Annotated in this window: 19 protein-coding genes and 1 tRNA gene; 9 read left to right on the forward strand and 11 right to left on the reverse strand. The window is 65.2% G+C overall.

The genetic code is table 11. The annotated features are described in order from the left end of the window. Positions 1-11: 11 nt before the first annotated feature. From K2X73_RS12630 to secA, 3 genes are all read left to right on the forward strand, one after another. A complete protein-coding gene (locus K2X73_RS12630) occupies positions 12-605 on the forward strand; it encodes an energy transducer TonB (protein ID WP_294111380.1) in 594 nt (197 codons plus the stop codon). A 68-nt stretch (positions 606-673) separates the two neighbouring features. Continuing rightward, complete coding sequence (locus tag K2X73_RS12635) at positions 674-925, forward strand: hypothetical protein (RefSeq protein ID WP_294111381.1); 252 nt, start codon at positions 674-676, stop codon at positions 923-925. 76 nt (positions 926-1,001) lie between these two features. Next, positions 1,002-3,743, forward strand: a complete 2,742-nt coding sequence (secA, locus tag K2X73_RS12640) for a preprotein translocase subunit SecA (protein ID WP_294111382.1) — start codon at positions 1,002-1,004, stop codon at positions 3,741-3,743. Between the two features lie 57 nt (positions 3,744-3,800). Here secA and K2X73_RS12645 read toward each other — a convergent pair whose 3' ends face one another. The 3 genes from K2X73_RS12645 to K2X73_RS12655 all read right to left on the reverse strand — a co-directional run bounded on the left by K2X73_RS12645 (position 3,801) and on the right by K2X73_RS12655 (position 5,490). Then, positions 3,801-4,457 carry a hypothetical protein gene (locus tag K2X73_RS12645; RefSeq protein WP_294111383.1) on the reverse strand — a complete coding sequence of 219 codons (657 nt, stop codon included), beginning with the start codon at positions 4,455-4,457 and terminating at the stop codon, positions 3,801-3,803. Positions 4,458-4,473: 16 nt separating this feature from the next. Next, a complete protein-coding gene (locus tag K2X73_RS12650; RefSeq protein ID WP_294111384.1) occupies positions 4,474-5,106 on the reverse strand; it encodes a hypothetical protein in 633 nt (210 codons plus the stop codon). Positions 5,107-5,181: 75 nt separating this feature from the next. Further along, on the reverse strand, positions 5,182-5,490 hold the full coding sequence (locus K2X73_RS12655) for a hypothetical protein (RefSeq protein ID WP_294111385.1): 309 nt from the start codon (positions 5,488-5,490) through the stop codon (positions 5,182-5,184). 107 nt (positions 5,491-5,597) lie between these two features. Here K2X73_RS12655 and K2X73_RS12660 point away from each other — a divergent pair. The 3 genes from K2X73_RS12660 (at position 5,598) to K2X73_RS12670 (ending at position 8,311) form a co-directional block, all read left to right on the forward strand. Then, a tRNA-Leu gene (locus K2X73_RS12660) sits at positions 5,598-5,682 on the forward strand. A 68-nt stretch (positions 5,683-5,750) separates the two neighbouring features. Continuing rightward, positions 5,751-7,340, forward strand: a complete 1,590-nt coding sequence (gene tig / locus K2X73_RS12665) for a trigger factor (RefSeq protein WP_294111386.1) — start codon at positions 5,751-5,753, stop codon at positions 7,338-7,340. Between the two features lie 32 nt (positions 7,341-7,372). Next, positions 7,373-8,311, forward strand: a complete 939-nt coding sequence (locus K2X73_RS12670) for a glycosyltransferase family 2 protein (protein WP_294111387.1) — start codon at positions 7,373-7,375, stop codon at positions 8,309-8,311. A 32-nt stretch (positions 8,312-8,343) separates the two neighbouring features. On the opposite strand, the gene K2X73_RS12675 is transcribed toward K2X73_RS12670, so the two are convergent. The 4 genes from K2X73_RS12675 to K2X73_RS12690 form a co-directional block, all read right to left on the reverse strand. Further along, positions 8,344-8,625, reverse strand: a complete 282-nt coding sequence (locus K2X73_RS12675) for a hypothetical protein (protein WP_294111388.1) — start codon at positions 8,623-8,625, stop codon at positions 8,344-8,346. A 76-nt stretch (positions 8,626-8,701) separates the two neighbouring features. After that, entirely contained in the window at positions 8,702-10,057 is a 1,356-nt protein-coding gene (locus tag K2X73_RS12680) for a M20/M25/M40 family metallo-hydrolase (protein ID WP_294111389.1), read from the reverse strand. Positions 10,058-10,061: 4 nt separating this feature from the next. Further along, complete coding sequence (locus K2X73_RS12685) at positions 10,062-10,493, reverse strand: PIN domain-containing protein (RefSeq protein ID WP_294111390.1); 432 nt, start codon at positions 10,491-10,493, stop codon at positions 10,062-10,064. Beyond that, complete coding sequence (locus K2X73_RS12690) at positions 10,490-10,723, reverse strand: hypothetical protein (RefSeq protein ID WP_294111391.1); 234 nt, start codon at positions 10,721-10,723, stop codon at positions 10,490-10,492. The genes K2X73_RS12685 and K2X73_RS12690 overlap by 4 nt, the downstream gene beginning before the upstream one ends. Before the next feature lie 95 nt (positions 10,724-10,818). Between K2X73_RS12690 and ettA the strand changes: the two genes are divergently transcribed. Beyond that, complete coding sequence (gene ettA, locus K2X73_RS12695) at positions 10,819-12,498, forward strand: energy-dependent translational throttle protein EttA (protein ID WP_294111392.1); 1,680 nt, start codon at positions 10,819-10,821, stop codon at positions 12,496-12,498. 371 nt (positions 12,499-12,869) lie between these two features. Here ettA and K2X73_RS12700 read toward each other — a convergent pair whose 3' ends face one another. The 4 genes from K2X73_RS12700 to K2X73_RS12715 form a co-directional block, all read right to left on the reverse strand. Beyond that, a complete protein-coding gene (locus K2X73_RS12700) occupies positions 12,870-13,052 on the reverse strand; it encodes a hypothetical protein (RefSeq protein ID WP_294111393.1) in 183 nt (60 codons plus the stop codon). Positions 13,053-13,091: 39 nt separating this feature from the next. After that, on the reverse strand, positions 13,092-13,391 hold the full coding sequence (locus tag K2X73_RS12705) for an acylphosphatase (RefSeq protein WP_294111394.1): 300 nt from the start codon (positions 13,389-13,391) through the stop codon (positions 13,092-13,094). Positions 13,392-13,496: 105 nt separating this feature from the next. Continuing rightward, positions 13,497-13,976 carry a transcription elongation factor GreB gene (gene greB / locus K2X73_RS12710; RefSeq protein ID WP_294111395.1) on the reverse strand — a complete coding sequence of 160 codons (480 nt, stop codon included), beginning with the start codon at positions 13,974-13,976 and terminating at the stop codon, positions 13,497-13,499. Between the two features lie 5 nt (positions 13,977-13,981). Continuing rightward, positions 13,982-15,964 carry a lytic transglycosylase domain-containing protein gene (locus K2X73_RS12715; protein WP_294111396.1) on the reverse strand — a complete coding sequence of 661 codons (1,983 nt, stop codon included), beginning with the start codon at positions 15,962-15,964 and terminating at the stop codon, positions 13,982-13,984. Between the two features lie 95 nt (positions 15,965-16,059). Between K2X73_RS12715 and dapA the strand changes: the two genes are divergently transcribed. After that, positions 16,060-16,941, forward strand: coding sequence for a 4-hydroxy-tetrahydrodipicolinate synthase (gene dapA, locus K2X73_RS12720; protein ID WP_294111397.1), 882 nt, complete (start codon positions 16,060-16,062; stop codon positions 16,939-16,941). Between the two features lie 55 nt (positions 16,942-16,996). Then, positions 16,997-17,479, forward strand: a complete 483-nt coding sequence (gene smpB / locus K2X73_RS12725) for an SsrA-binding protein SmpB (RefSeq protein ID WP_294111398.1) — start codon at positions 16,997-16,999, stop codon at positions 17,477-17,479. Positions 17,480-17,537: the final 58 nt, after the last annotated feature.

Below are 17,537 nucleotides of genomic sequence, written 5' to 3' on the forward strand. Positions count from 1 at the left end.
GGGGCGTTAGCGTGGCGGCGGTTGAAGGCAAGATCGGGTTGATGGCGCTGGCGACAATGCTCGCCCAACCGGCATTGGCCGAGGGGCAGGCCAAGTCGGCCGGCGTCGCCCAGGCCGGGCCAGCCTCTTCCCCGGCGAAGGCCGGGGCCCAGTCGCGCGCCAAGCGCCATGTCGGCGTGACCAAAGCCGCTGGCGCACTGCTTGATCCTGGCCTTCGCCGGGGAAGTGGGGAAGGTTTGCCCGCGAAGGCGCCTGGCGCCGCTCCAGCCGCGGCTCCGGCTCCCGCGGCGGTCGGCACGCCGCCAGAACCCGTAGGCCGGGTCGCCGACTGGTTCCCCGCCGATGCCTATCCGCCGCAGGCCCGCGCCAAATCGCAGGAAGGCCAGACGGTTTATGCCGTCGAGCTCGATCCGGCGGGGCGCATCGTCCGATGCAATGTCGTCCAAAGCTCGGGTTCTGACCTTCTCGATTCGACCACCTGCACCCTGGTGATCTCGAACGGCCGCTTCCGTCCCGCGCGCGATGCCGCCGGCAAGCCCGTCGTCGGTCGCTATCAGGGGTCGATGCGCTGGAAGCTGGTCGAGGGACCGTCGAGCGAGGAATAGTGGACGTTTCGCCCGCAAATGCCTATGTCCCCCGGAATTACCATTCTCGACGGAACGAAGTGCCCCGCGTGACCCTGTTGCTGCTCTTGTCGGCGTTGCTTTCGGCCTTTGGCGGCGGTGTCGCGCCGGCGCGGTCGGTGGCGCCCGCTCAGGTCGCACAAGTGGCGGTGGTCGCCGAGGCTGCTTTGCCGATCGCGGTGGTCTCGACCCGTCCGATCCAACCGCGCGCATCGCGCCCGCCGGTCGCGCTGCTGGCGCGCATCACGCCGATCGCCCCGCTGCCGATCGAGCCGCATTGGGCCTGGCGTCGGCGCGAATAGCGCGCGCCTTCCTCGCTTCCCGCCCGATTTTAGCGCAGTGCCGCTGGCCGCGCCCGTTTTGCCATAGGAAATCATGATGTTCGGCAGCCTTGCCAAGACCTTGTTCGGCTCGTCCAACGATCGCTACGTCAAATCTCTTCAACCGCTGGTTGCCAAGATCAACGCGCTGGAGCCCCAGATTCAGGCGATGGACGACGCGACACTCGCCGCGCAGACGCTGCGTTTCCGCGAGCGGCTCGCCAATGGCGAAGCGCTCGACGCGCTGCTCCCCGAAGCCTTCGCCACGGTGCGCGAGGCGGCGCGGCGTACGCTCGGCCAGCGCCATTATGATGTGCAGCTCATCGGCGGCATCGTCCTCCATCGCGGCGAAATCGCCGAGATGCGCACGGGCGAGGGCAAGACGCTGGTGGCGACCCTAGCGACCTACTTGAACGCGCTGCCCGGCACCGGCGTCCATGTCGTGACGGTGAACGACTATCTCGCCCAGCGCGATGCCGACTGGATGGGGCAGGTCTATCGCTTCCTGGGGCTGACGGTCGGCGTCATCGTCCCCAATCTCACCGACGAACAGCGCCGTGAAGCCTATCACAGCGACATCACCTACGGCACGAACAACGAGTTCGGCTTCGATTATCTGCGCGACAACATGAAATATGATCGCGAATCGATGGTGCAGCGCCGGTTCAACTTCGCGATCGTCGACGAAGTCGACTCGATCCTGATCGACGAAGCGCGCACGCCGCTGATCATCTCCGGCCCCACCGACGACAAGACCGACCTGTATCTCGCGGTCGATGCGATCGTGAAGCAACTGGTGCCCGCTGATTATGATTTCGACGAGAAGCAGCGCTCGATCATCCTGACCGAGGACGGCACCGAAAAGGCCGAGCGGCTGCTGGAGGGCGCGGGGTTGCTTGAAGGTAGCAACCTCTATGATTTCGAGAACACGCAGGTCGTCCATCACCTGAACCAGGCGCTGCGCGCGAATGTGATGTTTAAGCGCGACACCGATTATATCGTGAAGGATGGCAAGGTCGTCATCATCGACGAATTCACCGGGCGCATGATGGATGGCCGCCGCTGGTCCGATGGTCTTCACCAGGCGGTCGAAGCGAAGGAAGGCGTGAACATCGAGCCGGAGAACCAGACGCTCGCCTCGATCACTTTCCAGAATTATTTCCGCATGTATCCCAAGCTGGGCGGCATGACCGGCACGGCGGCGACCGAGGCTTCCGAATTCTACGACATCTACAAGATGAACGTCGTCACCATCCCGACCAACGTGCCGGTGCAACGTGTCGACGAGGAGGACGAATTCTACAAGGACACCCAGGACAAGTTCAAAGCGATCGCCAAGAAAATCCGCGAACATGCCGAGCGCGGCCAGCCGGTGCTAGTCGGCACGGTCTCGATCGAAAAGTCCGAGTTGCTGTCCGAATTCCTCGAGCAAGAGGACGTGCCGCACAAGGTGCTGAACGCCCGCTTCCACGAGATGGAGGCGCATATCGTGGCGCAGGCGGGCCGTAAGGGCGCGGTGACGATCGCGACCAACATGGCCGGCCGCGGCACCGACATTCAGCTGGGCGGCAACGTCGAGTTCCGCGTCGCCGACGAGCTCGCCGAAATGCCGGAGGGTGAGGAGCGTGAGGCGGCGATCGCCCGGATCAAGGCGGAGGTCGCCGCTGAGAAGCAGGAAGTGCTCGCCGCCGGCGGGTTGTTCGTGCTTGGTACCGAGCGGCATGAAAGCCGCCGCATCGACAATCAGCTACGCGGCCGTTCGGGGCGCCAGGGCGACCCGGGCCTCAGCCGCTTCTACCTGTGCCTTGAGGACGATCTGCTGCGCATCTTTGGGCCGGACACGATGTTCTCCAGGATGATGCGATCGAACCTTGGCGATGGCGAGGCGATCAGCTCCAAATGGCTGTCGAAGGCGATCGAGACCGCGCAGAAGAAGGTCGAGGCGCGCAATTACGATATCCGCAAGCAGGTCGTCGAATATGACGACGTGATGAACGATCAGCGCAAGGTCGTGTATGAACAGCGCGCCGACATCATGGACGCCGAGACGGTGGGCGATGTCGTCGCCGACATGCGCGCCGAAACGGTCAACGCGATCGTCGGCGAGGCATGCCCGGTCGGCAGCTATCCCGAGCAATGGGACGTCGCCCGGCTCGCCGAGCGCGCGCGCGATCTGCTCGGAGTCGAGGCGCCGCTCGATGCGTGGCTGAAGGAGGAAGCGGTCGATCCCGAGCTGATCGAGGAACGGCTGCGCGACCTTGCCGACGCGCATGTCGCCGACAAGGCGAAGGAGCTGGAAGCGGCGACCTGGACCTCGATCGAAAAGTCGATCTTGCTCCAGAATCTGGATCATCACTGGAAGGAGCATCTCTCGACGCTCGATGCGCTGCGCCAGGTCGTCCACCTGCGCGCCTATGCGCAGAAGACGCCGATCAACGAGTATAAGCAGGAGGCGTTCGCCCTGTTCGAGCGGATGTTGAGCGCGATCCGCGAGGATGTGACCAAGACGCTGGCGCACGCGCAATTCCAGTTCCAGGCGCCGCCTGAACTGCCACCGCTGCCCGATTTCCTCACCAATCTGGGTGAACTGGAAGCGCCGCTCGATCTCGATCCGCAATCGCTCGGACTGGTGACGACGCGGCTGGCGCCGGCGCCGTTCTTCGCGGCGGGCGGCGAAGCGGCGCTCGCCGAACCGCTCAGCGACGAACCGGCCGAATGGGAAGGCCGGGTGAGCCGCAACGCCGCCTGCCCGTGCGGATCGGGCAAGAAGTATAAGCATTGCCACGGGGCGCTGGCTTAAGCCCGTGTTCCGTGCGAGCTAGGCCGGCGGCTGATCGTGTGCCGCCGGCCGACTTGCTCAGCTGGCGGTGGTGTTTTTCACCTTCGCCGCATATTCTTCAAAGTTTTTCTTGAAGACGATCGACAACTCATCGAGCGCGGCGGTCGCGTCTTCGTCCTTTTTCGGCGGGAAGAGCTTCAGGCCGTTGCCGCCCCAGGCCTTAAACTCGTAATCGATCTTCTGATCGTTGCCGAATTCGCGGAACAGGAACAGCGTCCGCAGCGAACGGCCATAAATCGCCGCCTTTTGATAGAAGACGTCGGCAACAATCAGCTCGTTATAGCAAGCCGCGGTGGAATCGGCGCGGCGCGTCTTGACCTTGTTCATGGTCTTGCGCTCGATCGGCGTCTCGTGACGCACGACGACCGTGCCCGCTGGCAGCTTCAGCAGCGCGTTGAGATCGAGCGCTTGCAACGCATCGAGCTGCGTCGGGCTGTCGAGCGCGCTCGCCATTTGCGCCTTGTTGTTGGCGTCTTTCTTCGAATTCAGCGCGCCCTCGATCAAGCCGCCGCCGAGCCAGCCGGTCGTGATCGAGGTCATGCGCTCCGCCGGCCAGATATGCAGCTCGCAAGGCGCTTGCTGCGCGAAGGCCGGCGTCGCGGCGGTGGCGGCCGCGATCGCGGCCAGCGCGAGATAACGTTTCATCGATTTCCCCCCTTGATTGATGCGCTCCAAACCATGTGATGCACGGCTATTTCGGGCGTGCCTGTTTGCCGATCACCTCGGCGAACCTCTTCAGATCTTCCAAATAAGCGGCTTCCAGCTCGGCGATCGCCGCTGCCAGATCGCCCCCGGGTTTTAGCGGCAAGAGCTTGATCGTGGCCTTGCCCCAATTGGCGAAGCGATATTCCGGCGCCGGCGCCGGGCCGAAGCGGCGATAGCGGAACAAGGTCAGCAGCACGGTGCCTGAAACCGCGTCTTGCCGGAAGACGATGTCATCGACCACCAACTCGCCATAACAGGCGGCGCTGCTATCGCTCAGCCGACCCGGCGTGGTGCGGATGATCCGACTTTCGAGGGGCTCGGCGTGGACGATCAGCCGGTCGTCGGGCCGCCCCAGCAGCGCCTGGGGCCGCGCCGATTCGAGCAAGGCCGCTTGTCGTGCTGAATTCAGCGGATCCTGGGGCAGCGGCGGATAACCGCTGCGGCCCTTCAATGCGCCATCCACCGTACCGCCATGAAAGACGCCGTTATAGACAGCCTTGAGCTTGTCGCCCGGCCAGACGTGCAATTCGCAGTCGCCGGGCGCCGATGGACCAGCACCCGCCGCGTGCGCGCCAGTCGCCATCGCCGCGCAGCACAGCGCGAGCAGTTGCTTGATCATCTTTACCACGCTCACCCCCATTCTTCTTGGTTTTTAGGGCGTCGTTGCGGATTCGCAATGCAAATTGAAGTGGTTTTACTGGTTCGTCACCCGTCCGCCGGTTCCGCCGACGCCGTCCGCCAGCCCCGGCGCGGTGAAGGTTTCGGGTTCCGGCCCGCCCTCGCCGCGCGCCACCGCGTCGCTGCGGGACTCGACGACTTGCTGAATGTCCGGCCGCGGATCGGCGCGGTCGGCGGGGAGCGGGGGCGAGGCGCCTGGAATCGGCGGCGCGGGCTGGTCGCGGTCGCCGTCGGGGGCATCCACCTCATGCCCGGGGGCGCCGGGTTGCTCGCGCGGGGCGATGGGCTCGGGATCGGCGAACTCGGGGGGTGGTGTGCTGGCCATGATGGGGTCCTTGTCGTGAGCCCGTGTGCAACGCCCCGCCGCGACGCGCGGTTGCGCTTGCTAGCTACGCTTTGGCTGTTATACGAGCCTGCCGACCGGCGGTGCTCGCGGGCGTGGCGGAACTGGTAGACGCGCCGGATTTAGGTTCCGGTATCGCAAGATGTGGGGGTTCGAGTCCCTTCGCCCGCACCAGCCGCCGCCCCAGGGCGAGCGCTGGGCCGACCATTTTTTCCGAACAGCGAAAGCACGAAAGCGACCCAATGCAGATTGTCGAGACGTTGAACGAAGGGCTGAAGCGCGCCTACACGCTGAAGATCACCGCCCAGGACATCGAGGCACGTGTTGCCGCCGAGATCAAGCGCGTCGCGCCGCAAATCCGGATGCCGGGCTTCCGCCCCGGCAAGGTGCCCGCCAATCTCGTCCGCAAGATGCACGGGCCGGCGCTGGCGCAGGACGCGCTCTCGTCGAGCGTGCAGGAAGGTGTGCAGCAGCTGATCGCCGAACACGCGCTGCGCCCGGCGATGCAGCCCCAGGTCGCGCTTGACCCCGCTTACGCGCCCGGCGGCGATGCGGATGTAACAGTCGAGCTGGAAGTGCTGCCGGACGTTCCCGCGCCGCGGATCGAAGGGCTGAAGCTCGAGCGGTTGACGGTGCCCGTCGCCGATGAGGCGGTGAACGAACAGCTGCAGCGCTTCGCCGAACAGCAGAAGCGGTTCGATGACGCGCCCGAGGGCCATGCGGCCGCGACCGGTGACCTGATTGTCATGGACTTCGTCGGTAAAGTGGGTGGCGTCGCGTTCGATGGCGGCACGGGCACCGATATGAGCATCGAAATCGGATCGGGCCGGTTGATCCCGGGATTCGAGGATCAGCTGATCGGCGCGGCGAAGGGCGAGGAGCGCCAGATCAACGTAACGTTCCCGGCCGACTACGGCGTCGACACGCTGAGCGGCAAGGACGCGACCTTTGACCTCACCATCAAGGACGTCCGCGTCGCCCGTGAGACGGTGATCGACGAAGAACTGGCGACGTCGCTGGGGCTCGAAAGCCTGGAGCAGCTGCGCGGTTTGCTGAAGGGACAGATCGAGCAGGAGCTGAACGGGCTTACCCGTACGTATATGAAGCGCAAGCTGCTCGACCAGCTGGCCGAGGGGCATGATTTCCCGGTGCCGCCGTCAATGGTCGATGCCGAGTTCGAGCAGATCTGGGCGCAGTTGGAGCATGAGGCGACCCACGAAGCGGACCCCGCCGCCGCCAAGGCGGAAATGGAGAAGGAGCGCGACGATTATCGCCGTATCGCCGAGCGCCGCGTGCGCCTGGGGCTGCTGCTCTCCGAAATCGGCCAGGCCAATGGCGTCGAGGTGACCCAGGCCGAGATGAATCGCCTGATCGCCCAGGCGGCACAGCAATATGGCCCCGAAGATCGCCAGCGCTTCATCCAGTATATCCAGCAGGAGCCGATGGCGGCCGCCCAGCTCCGGGCGCCGCTCTATGAGGATAAGGTCGTCGACTGGCTGTTCGAGCGCGCCGAGATCAGCGAGCGCGAAGTGACCCGCGCGGAGCTGGAAGCCGCGATCGAAAGCGAGGACGGCTTCGCGACCGGCACCCACATCCACAATCACGATCACGATCATCATGACCATGCCGGGCATGATCATGGCCATGATCACCAGCACGACGCGGCGGCCGTTGAAACGGCCGAGCCGGCAGCGGCGGCCGAAGCGCCCGCCAAGCCCAAGCGCACCACCAAGAAGCGGGCCGAGCCCGCTGAGCCGGCAGGCGAGGGCGCGGAGCAGCCGAAGAAGCCGCGCAAGAAGAAGGCCGACGCCGGTGAGGCTGGGCAGGGCTGAACGAGCATGATGGCACGGCGCCGGGCAATGCGATGACGCCGCGCATCGCTGTTCTGCTCCCCTGTTTCAACGAAGAGGCCGCGATCGCGCAAACGGTCGCGGCCTTTCGCGCGGCGCTGCCTGACGCGGCTATTTACGTTTACGACAATAACTCGCGCGACCGCACCGCCAAGGTGGCACGCGAGGCGGGGGCGATCGTCCGCGCCGAGCGGTTGCAGGGCAAGGGCCACGTGGTCCGCCGGATGTTCGCCGATATCGATGCGGATATCTATGTGATGGCCGATGGTGACGCGACTTATGATGCCGCCTCGGCCCCGGCTATGGTCGCTCGGCTTGTCGATGAACAGCTTGACATGGTGGTCGGGGCGCGGGTGATGCAGGACGCCGTGGCCTTTCGCCGGGGCCACCGCTTTGGCAACCGGCTACTGACGGGGATGCTCGCGCGGCTATTTGGGCGTAGTTTTACCGATATTTTATCAGGTTACCGCGTGTTCTCGCGACGGTTCGTGAAGAGTTTTCCGGTCTTGTCCGCAGGCTTTGAGATAGAGACCGAAATCAGCGTTCACGCGCTCGAATTGAAGATGCCTGTCGCCGAGGTCGAAACCCCCTATTTCGCGCGGCCGGAAGGGTCGGCGTCGAAACTTGCCACCTACCGCGACGGATGGCGCATCTTGCGGACCATCCTGCGGCTATATCGGATCGAACGCCCGCGCCTCTACTTTGGTACCGTCGCCAGCGCGATGGCGGGGACGGGACTGCTGCTGTCGATCGATTTGTGGATCACGTTCATGCAGACCGGGCTGGTTCCCCGCCTGCCGACGGCGGTGCTGGTGACGGGCCTGATGATCCTCGCCGCGCTCAGCTTCTTCGCCGGGCTGATCCTCGACACAGTGGTACGCGGGCGCCAAGAAGTACGGCGGTTGGCCTATCTTGCCTTGCCGGCACCAGGCAACAAGCCGGTGGGCGGGTAAACGGGGCGGCGCTCCCGGCCGCCCCGGAATCTTCAACGCCGCGCCCGATCGTTGACATTGTCCGCCTTCGCATCGGCTTCGGCGCGGACATTGTCCGCCGCTTCTTCCGAGGCATCCGCCTGGTTTTCCATCATCTCGCTGGCTTGGGTGTTGGTCGTATTGTCGGCCATCGCCTCGAGCTGGTCACCCTGATTTTCAAGCGCGTCGGCCGCCGCCGCGCCGTTATTCTCGATCGCCTGTGCCTGTGGGCTCTGCTGGCACGCGGCCAGCGCGCCAAGCGGCAGCGCTGCCGCGATCAGGATCAACTTCTTCATGCCTCACTCCTTCCGGTGGTCCCGGCCCTCCTGCCGGATCGAAGCGAACGAACGGGCGGGGCGCCGCGCGGTTCCGTCACCGGCCCTTGGGCGTGACTGGCCCCAGTTCTTCGGGTGCGTTGGCGGCGAGGGCGAGTAGCGCCGTCCAGGCGGCGACGTTCTGACGCAACTGCTCGGGATCGATCCGCTCGAGCGTGTCCTCGGGCGTGTGGTGATAGTCGAAATAGCGGGTGCCGTCTTGGTTCAAATCGATCACCGCGACGCCCGCCTTCACCTCGGGCTCGATGTCGCTGCCGCCGCCGGCGAGATCGGTGCCACGGACGATGCCGAGCGGGGCAAGCGCGGCGGCGAGCCGGTCACCGAGCGGCTTGGCGCTCGCGGGCAGGTTCATCTGCACGCGCCACACCCGGTCAGCGCCGAAATCGCTCTCGGCCGTGAGCGCGTGGCGTTCCTTGCCGTGCGCCGCGAAATAGGCGTCGCCGCCCTGGCCGCCGACTTCCTCCGCTCCCCACCAGACGACGCGGATCGTGCGCCTTGGCGCCGGCCCCTCGAGCAGCCGCTTGGCCGCCGCCGCGGTGATCGCGACGCCTGCGCCATCGTCGATCGCCCCGGTGCCGAGATCCCAGCTGTCGAGGTGGCCGCCGATCAGCACGATTCCCGCACCGGGGTCGGTGCCGGGCACCTCGGCGATCACATTGCCCGACTGGCGCATCCCGACTTGACGGGGCGTGAGGGTGAGATGGAGCGTGACCGGCCCCAGCGCCGCCATCCGCTCGAGATTGTTCGCGTCCGACACCGACAGCGCGGCGGCGGGGATGGGGGTGACGCCTTTCTCGAAATTGGTCGTGCCGGTGTGCGGCCCGCGGCCCGCATCGGTCCCGATCGACTTGATGACGATCGCGAGCGCGCCCTTCTTCGCGGCGATGTTGGGGCCGACGAAGCGCGCGGCGCCGAAGGTGCGATAACCGGAGCCGTCCTGCGTTCGACGCATCGCATTGGAAACAAAGGCGATCTTGCCCTTCAGGCTCCCCTCTGGCGCAGCGGCGAGATCGGCGAAGCTTTTGAAGAAGATGATCGGCGCGGTAATCCCGGCGGCGGGCGTCGCCCCCGATTGGCCGAGGGCCGTCAGCCGCAGCTTTTGCGGGAATGGGCTGACGATCTCCGCCGTCTCCACGCCGCGTTCCCACACGGGCATCTGATAGGTTTCGATATGGACGTTCTTGAAACCCAGCGCCGTCAGCCGTTTCAACGCCCAGTCGCGCGCGCGCGCCTCTGCCTCGGAGCCCGCGGGGCGGGGGCCGACCTCGGTCGTGAGCCCCTCGACCAGGCTATAAGCGACGTCATCCTTCAGTGCGGCATCACGAAGCGCGGCGACGTCCTGCGCTAGGGCGGGGGCGGGGAGAGTGAGGGCGAGCAGCAGGGCTAGGCGCAAGGGATCAGGCTCCTTCATCGAACGGGTTACGCGCTGCGATGCCGAGGACTTGGGCCGCGGCGTATTGGCGGCGGTCGGCGGTGATCAGCGTCAGGTTCAGCCGCTCGGCGATCGCAATGTGCAGCGCGTCGGGCAGGCGGAGGCCAAGGGTGAAGTTTCGGAGATGGCTTGTCGCGCGGGCGATATCAACTTGAGTGAGCAACTCGCGCCGCCAGGGGGCAAGCATTACGCCTAACGCATCAGCGGCCGCCAAACCTGTCGTGGCATCGACGATACCTTGGCGCACGTTTATGCCGATCGCCGAGGTGACCTCGCCCGCGCCGAAATCGCTGAAGCAGGGGGCTGGCCCCGTCGCGGCCAGCTCCCGCAATTGCTCCCACCCGTGTTGCTGGAGCAGCACGGTCGCAATCGTGCTGCTCTCCCAATAGCTGCTCAAAAGCCTTCATCTCGCATCGCGCGGACGAGCGCGGCTGCATCTTCGACTTTGAGCGCGTCGGGAATTTTCGCCCGCGCCGCAAGAATGGCTGCGGCGATTGATTCACGGACGGTTGCTTTAATTTCCGCCACCACGCGTCCATCGCGGGTGAGCACCACCTCATCGCCGCGCTCGATCGCATCGAGCCAGGCTTGAGTGCGGTCGTCGACCGGAATTTCATGCCGTTCCATGCGCAAGGTGTAAGCCGCGCCTGCCGCGTTGCCAATAGCCAGCGCCGACGCTACACCGCCGCCAACTTCCCAAACCCCCTCCCGGAGACACCCACGTGGCCGCGCAATATGCCTTCGTGATGAAGGACATGACCAAAACCTTCCCCGGCGCGCAGAAGCCGGTGCTCGCCAACATCAACCTGCAATTTTATCAGGGCGCGAAGATCGGCATCGTCGGCCCCAACGGCGCCGGCAAATCGACGCTGATGAAGATCATGGCCGGCATCGACACCGATTTTTCGGGCGAGGCCTGGCCAGGCGAGAACATCACCGTCGGCTATCTGGCACAGGAGCCCCAGCTCGATCCGAGCAAGAACGTGCTTGAAAACGTCAAGGACGGCGCGCGCGAAGTGGCCGACATGGTCGATCGCTTCAACGCTATCTCGGCCGAAATGGGCGATCCCAAGGACGACACCGATTTCGATGCACTGATGGAGGAGATGGGCGATCTCCAGGCCAAGATCGACGCGGTCGATGGCTGGACGCTCGACAATCAGCTCGAAATCGCGATGGAGGCGCTGCGCTGCCCGCCCGGCGACTGGTCGGTCGAAAATCTCTCGGGCGGTGAGCGCCGCCGCGTCGCGCTCACCCGGCTGCTGATCCAGAAGCCCTCGATCCTGCTGCTCGACGAACCGACCAACCATTTGGATGCCGAAAGCGTCGAATGGCTCGAAAATCATCTGAAGGAATATGCGGGTGCGGTGCTGATGATCACCCACGACCGCTATTTCCTAGACAATGTTGTCGACTGGATTCTCGAGCTCGATCGCGGCAAATATTTCCCGTACGAGGGCAATTACTCGACCTATCTTGAGAAAAAGGCCAAGCGGCTGGAGCAGGAGGATCGCGAGGAATCGGGTCGACAAAAGGCGATCAAGGACGAGCTGGAGTGGATCCGGCAGGGCGCCAAGGGCCGCCAGACCAAGTCCAAAGCGCGTATCGCCAAGTTCGAGCAGCTGGTCGAGGCGCAGCAGAACCGCACGCCGGGCAAGGCGCAGATCGTCATCCAGGTGCCCGAGCGGCTGGGCGGCAAGGTGATCGAGGTGAACGACATCTCGAAAAGCTATGGCGACAAGCTGCTTTTCGAGGGGCTGAGTTTCACTTTGCCGCCGGGCGGCATCGTCGGCGTGATCGGGCCGAACGGCGCGGGCAAATCGACGCTGTTCAAGATCATCACCGGCCAGGAAACACCCGATAGCGGCTCGATCGAAGTTGGGCCGACGGTGCGGCTCGGCTATGTCGACCAGAGCCGCGACGATCTGAACCCCAAGCACAATGTGTGGGAAGAGATTTCGGACGGGCTCGATTATGTGAAGGTCAACGGCCACGACATGTCGACGCGTGCCTATGTCGGCGCGTTCAACTTCAAGGGGCAGGACCAGCAGAAGAATGTTGGCAAGCTCTCGGGCGGTGAGCGCAACCGGGTGCATATGGCCAAGATGCTGAAGCGCGGCGGCAACGTGCTGCTGCTCGACGAGCCGACCAACGATCTCGACGTCGAAACCTTGGGCGCGCTCGAAGAAGCGATCGAGAATTTCGCGGGCTGCGCGGTGGTGATCAGCCACGACCGTTTCTTCCTTGACCGTCTCGCGACGCATATCCTGGCGTTCGAGGGCAACAGCCATGTCGAATGGTTCGAAGGCAATTTCGCGGCGTATGAAGAAGATAAGCGGCGGCGCCTGGGCGACGCGGCGGATCGGCCGACGCGGTTGGCGTATAAGAAGCTGACGCGGTGAGGTGCTAATCGGGGCGGCGGCAAACCGCTTCGATGTCATGGTCATCGGGATCGAGGATAAAGGCCGCATAGTAGGCCACGTCGTAATGCGGGCGCGGTCCCGGCGGTTCATTGTCGATTCCTCCGGCCGCCAATGCGTGCGCGTGGAAAGCATCGACGGTGGCGTAATCTGGCGCGGAGAACGCTAGGTGCAGTTTGCCGCGCGGCGCGTCTTCGACGACGAGCCATAACTAGGGGCGATGGTGACCATATGCCGCGACCTCGACGCGGTCGAGGATGCGGAGCAATTGCCGGATGCCCAGCAGAGCCAGCGCCCGATCTTAGAAAGCGCAAGATCGGGCAGTGTCGCCAACGCCATCGTCAGGTGATTGATCACAGTGTTGACGTATCGATTACAAGCCCGTCGATCGTCTCCGAGATCACGCGTTCGCCGAAGGGCCGCTGCCGGCTTTCAGCATTGTCCAAGCGGGCGCCCGATTGATCGAGCAGCACGAAACCTTCGATGCGCAGCATCACATATTGCGGCGCGGTGGCGAGCGGGGTCACATTGTACATTTTTGGAATGTGGCACAGTTTAGGGGGCACACGAACGGCTTACGCCGTGAACCGCTTGGTAAATGCCTTGGGGAGCCGCTCCTCGGCGGGCTGGGTCTCTACCTGATCGACGCGGGCGCGGGGCGGGCCTTGCCGGGCAGCTTCGAGCAGCGCTTCGATCGCGCTTGGCTCCCCCGCCACCAGCATTTCGACGCGGCCATCGCGCAGATTGCGCACCCAGCCGGCGACGTGCAGCTCGCTCGCACGGCGGACCAGGAAATCGCGGAAGCCGCAATTTTGAACCTTGCCGCTGATGAAGACACGGTGCATCGCCGCCGCCGCCGCTTCGTGGTTACGCATGACAACCCCTTGATCCCAAACTTCTTTTAGCACCGAAAACCGGCGCCGCCCTGCATTCGAGCAAACGGCCCGGCGCAATCTCGACAGCCTTGGTCGAAAAGCGGCTCACGCCGGGTAGGTGATCCCCATCACTTCATACTCACGCTCGCCCGCGGGGAGCAGCACGCGACGCACGTCGCCAACTGCCGCACTTCGTAATGCGCGGGCGAGTGGGGCGTTCCAACTGATCCGCCCGGCGCTCGCTTCGGCCTCGTCATCGCCAACAAGCGTGAGCACACGACGCTGGTCGTCCTCATCGGCTATCTCGACCGTCGCGCCGAACCACACGCGGTTCTTGTCGGCCTGTCGCGCGGGGTCGACCACCCTAGCCGCCTTCATCCGCTTCGCGAGCCAGCCCAGGCGCCGGTCGATTTCGCGCAATCGCTTGCGGCCATAGATGTAATCGCCATTTTCGGAGCGGTCGCCATTGCCCGCCGCCCAACTGATCACTTCGACCAACTTGGGGCGTTCCTCGCCGAGCAATTGGTCATATTCGCGGCGCAACGCTGCGAAGCCGTCGGGCGTGATGTAATTGGGGCGGTCCATGCGGATCAGGAGGGGCGGCGGCCAAGATACCAGCTGAGCCGCGCTTGCCCCTGCGAGCGTGCGCGTTCGGGGTTGAGCAAATCGTACACCACCGCATTTTCCAGCACGCGCTGCACATAGCTGCGCGTTTCGGAGAATGGGATCGACTCTACCCAATCAATCGGATCGATCGAGCCCATGCGCGGGTCGCCATAGGCGGCAAGCCATCTGTTCACATTGCCGGCACCCGCGTTGTACGCGGCGATCGCCAACGGATAGCTGCCATAGCTGTTGTACAGTCGCTGGAAATAGGCCGAGCCGAGCTGGATGTTGTAATCCGTATCAGTCGTCAGCGCGGTCGTATCGTACGGTAAGCCAAGCTTCGCCGCCTGCTCGCGCGCGGTGGCGGGCATCAGCTGCATTAGCCCGCGCGCGCCGACGCGGCTGACGGCGGCGCGATCGAACTGGCTTTCCTGCCGGGCGATGGCGTGGACCAGAGTCCAGCTGTCATTCGCCGCCGCCGGCACCTTAACGCTTGGATAGCCGGCGATTGCATAATCGGCGAGGCCGTTGGTCACCGCGCTCCGTCCCACCATCACCCCCAGATCGGGGCGACCGAGCGTGCGCGAGAGTTCGGCGGCGAGGACGTGGTCGTTCTCGCTCTTGGCGTCCTGAGCGATCTGGCGGATGAAGGCGGTCTGGTCCTGATAGGCACCGCTGGTTCCCAGATAGCGCGCCGCTTGCACGACCTCGCGCGCGTAAAAGGCGTCGCGCGTCGCTGCATCGACCGGGCGCTGCACTTGCCCAACGGGCGCGGCGAGCGCGCGGCCGAGACGCTCGCTCGCGAGCTGGCCATAGAATTGGCCGGCATAAGCCGTGGCCTGCTCCAGATAACCCGTCGCGCCCGCGGCATTGCCGGCGCGCTCGGCTGCGCGGCCGGCCCAATAGAGCCCCTTGGCGCGGGTCTGCGGCGATTGCGCGGCGCGGGCGTAGCGATCATAGAGCGCGACCGCCTCGGCGGGACGGGCGAGCGTCTTCATCGCCGTTTGCGCGGCGAACCACACCAAATCGGTATAGGCGTCGCGCTCGCCATAGGGCCGCTGCGAGACATCGGTGCCCTGGGCGTAAGCGTCATCGACCTGACGGGCGATATCGTAGGCTTGCTGGTACTGCGCGTCGGCGGCCGCTCCCTTGGCCTGATCGAGCAGCAGCTCGTACCAAGCCTCGACATTGCCCGGCCGGCTGGCGAGCGCGCGCGGGCGGGCGAGCAGCGCGCGCGCCTCGGTCCAGCGATTGGCGTTTTTCAGCCACAGTGCATAATCGGCGAGGAAGCCAGGCTCGTTGGCGAAGCGATCGGCGACCAGCGCGGCGCGGTCGCCGGCATCGGGCGCCCGGGTGCGCAAAGCCAGGCGCAGATCGAACAGCTCGCGTCGCGCCGGACTGACCAAGGCGATCTGGCGCTGCGCCGAGCCGGTCGAGCCCGCCCAGAGCAAGGCGTCCATCCGCGCATCGTGATCGGCGGTCGTCAGCACGCCCGCGAAACCCGAGAGCAGCGCAGCCTCGTCCGCGGGTGGCAGCGCGCCGCGCACCCAGGCGGCGCGCGCGGCATCGTTCGCCTCGCTCGTCATCCCCGTCGCTTTTAGCGCTTCGGCGAAGCGCACCATGCCGGTGGGGGTGAGCGGCGGAAAGCGGCGGAAGAAACTTACCGCGACGCCCGGCGACCAGCTCGCGGTATCAAGCGCGCGCTCAGCGGCGCGGCGGCGGCTCGCCTCGCCCGGCCAGCCGGGATGCGCGAGCAGGAAGCGGGCGTAAACGTCGAAACCATAAGTGGCCGACTGTTGCAGCGCCTTCCACTCGGTGATCGCGGCGGCGAGCGCGGGCGCTTGCGGATCGGCGGGCATCCGCCGCAGCTGGTCGCCGAACGGCGCCAGCTGATCCTGGGGCGCGGCGGCGATCGCCAGGCTCGAGGCCCCGGCGAGCAACATCAAGGGACGCAACGACGCGAGCATGTGGACAGGATAAGCGATTCGCCGCTATCTGTCGCGCCTCATTCGCCATTTCATGTGCGAAGTCGCAAAAACACGGGGACATCGGGAGTTTTATCATGTTTTCCGGTTCCATCCCGGCGCTTGTAACCCCGTTCGACGGCGATGGCCGGTTCGACGAAACCGCTTATCGCGCGCTGATCGATTGGCAGATCGCCGAAGGATCGAGCGCCCTCGTTCCCTGCGGCACCACCGGCGAGGCGGCGACGCTGACCGCCGAGGAGCATTTCGGCATCGTCCGCGTCTGTGTCGACCAGGCGGCCGGGCGTGTCCCGGTGATCGCGGGCGCCGGCTCCAACGACACCAGGGTCGCGATCGCCAATATCGCGGCGGCCAAGGCGGCGGGGGCGGACGCGGCGCTGATGGTGCCTCCTTATTACAACCGCCCCAATCAGGAAGGCATTTTCCAGCACTTCAAGGCGGTGGCCGAAAGCTGCGACCTGCCGATAGTGCTCTATAACGTGCCTGGCCGCACCGTGACCGACATCGCGGTGGAAACGATGGGGCGGCTGGTGGCAGCCTATCCGAAGAGCTTCATCGCGGTGAAGGACGCGACCGGCGCGCTCCAGCGGGTGACGGCGCAGCGCCTCGCCTGCGGCACCGGCTTCGCCCAGATTTCGGGCAATGACGAGACCGCGCTCGCCTTCAACGCGAGCGGTGGGGTGGGGTGCATTTCGGTGAGCGCCAATGTGGCGCCCAGGCTGTGCGCCGATTTCCAGGTGGCATGCGCGGCGGGCGATTATGCCGCCGCGCGGGCGTTGCACGACCGGCTGTTCCCGCTGCACCTGGCGCTGTTCAGCGATGCCTCGCCGGGGCCGGTCAAGTATGCGATGAGCAAGGTTCGCCCCGATTTCCCGACCGGCCTGCGCTTGCCGATGACCTGGCCGAGCGCGGCGAGTCAGGCGGCGGTGGATAAGGCGCTGGCGCCGCTGGTCGTATAGGCGGCGTTGCGGGGCATGGCTTTTCCCGCGCACCACGCCTAAATCCCGCTCCCCTATGCCGCGTCCCAAGCCCGCCACCTTCGACAAGAAGAAGATCGTCGCCGAAAACCGCCGCGCGCGGTTCGATTATGCGATCGAGACGGTTTATGAGGCCGGCATCGCGCTCACCGGCACGGAGGTTAAATCGCTGCGCTTCGGCGAGGGCTCGATCGCCGAAAGCTATGCCGAGGTGAAGGACAGCCAGGTGTGGCTGGTGAATTCGAACATTCCCGAATTCAGCCACGGCAACCGTTTCAACCACGAACCGCGCCGCCCGCGCAAATTGCTGCTCCATGAGCGGGAGATCAACAAGCTCCACGGCGCGGTCGCGCGCGAGGGGATGACGCTGGTGCCGCTCGCCATCTACTTTAACGGCAAAGGGCGGGCGAAGGTCGAGCTAGCGCTCGCCAAGGGGCGCAAGACCCATGACAAGCGCGAGCATATCAAGGAACGCGACTGGAAACGCGAAGCCGCCCGGGTGCTGCGCGACCGCGGTTGAACGTTCGCCGACAAAGCGGCTTGGTAACTGTCGAAACCGATTTGACGCGGCGTATCGT

The organism is Sphingomonas sp. (genome assembly GCF_019746665.1).
Taxonomy (GTDB): domain Bacteria; phylum Pseudomonadota; class Alphaproteobacteria; order Sphingomonadales; family Sphingomonadaceae; genus Sphingomonas.

Bases quoted from the DNA above. Each gene is read 5' to 3' on its own strand.
- secA (WP_294111382.1), top strand. From the start codon at position 1,002: ATGTTCGGCAGCCTTGCCAAGACCTTGTTCGGCTCGTCCAACGATCGC.
- K2X73_RS12650 (WP_294111384.1), bottom strand. From the start codon at position 5,106: ATGATCAAGCAACTGCTCGCGCTGTGCTGCGCGGCGATGGCGACTGGC.
- K2X73_RS12655 (WP_294111385.1), bottom strand. From the start codon at position 5,490: ATGGCCAGCACACCACCCCCCGAGTTCGCCGATCCCGAGCCCATCGCC.
- tig (WP_294111386.1), top strand. From the start codon at position 5,751: ATGCAGATTGTCGAGACGTTGAACGAAGGGCTGAAGCGCGCCTACACG.
- K2X73_RS12670 (WP_294111387.1), top strand. From the start codon at position 7,373: ATGACGCCGCGCATCGCTGTTCTGCTCCCCTGTTTCAACGAAGAGGCC.
- K2X73_RS12675 (WP_294111388.1), bottom strand. From the start codon at position 8,625: ATGAAGAAGTTGATCCTGATCGCGGCAGCGCTGCCGCTTGGCGCGCTG.
- K2X73_RS12690 (WP_294111391.1), bottom strand. From the start codon at position 10,723: ATGGAACGGCATGAAATTCCGGTCGACGACCGCACTCAAGCCTGGCTC.
- K2X73_RS12700 (WP_294111393.1), bottom strand. From the start codon at position 13,052: ATGTACAATGTGACCCCGCTCGCCACCGCGCCGCAATATGTGATGCTG.
- K2X73_RS12705 (WP_294111394.1), bottom strand. From the start codon at position 13,391: ATGCGTAACCACGAAGCGGCGGCGGCGGCGATGCACCGTGTCTTCATC.
- greB (WP_294111395.1), bottom strand. From the start codon at position 13,976: ATGGACCGCCCCAATTACATCACGCCCGACGGCTTCGCAGCGTTGCGC.
- K2X73_RS12715 (WP_294111396.1), bottom strand. From the start codon at position 15,964: ATGCTCGCGTCGTTGCGTCCCTTGATGTTGCTCGCCGGGGCCTCGAGC.
- dapA (WP_294111397.1), top strand. From the start codon at position 16,060: ATGTTTTCCGGTTCCATCCCGGCGCTTGTAACCCCGTTCGACGGCGAT.
- smpB (WP_294111398.1), top strand. From the start codon at position 16,997: ATGCCGCGTCCCAAGCCCGCCACCTTCGACAAGAAGAAGATCGTCGCC.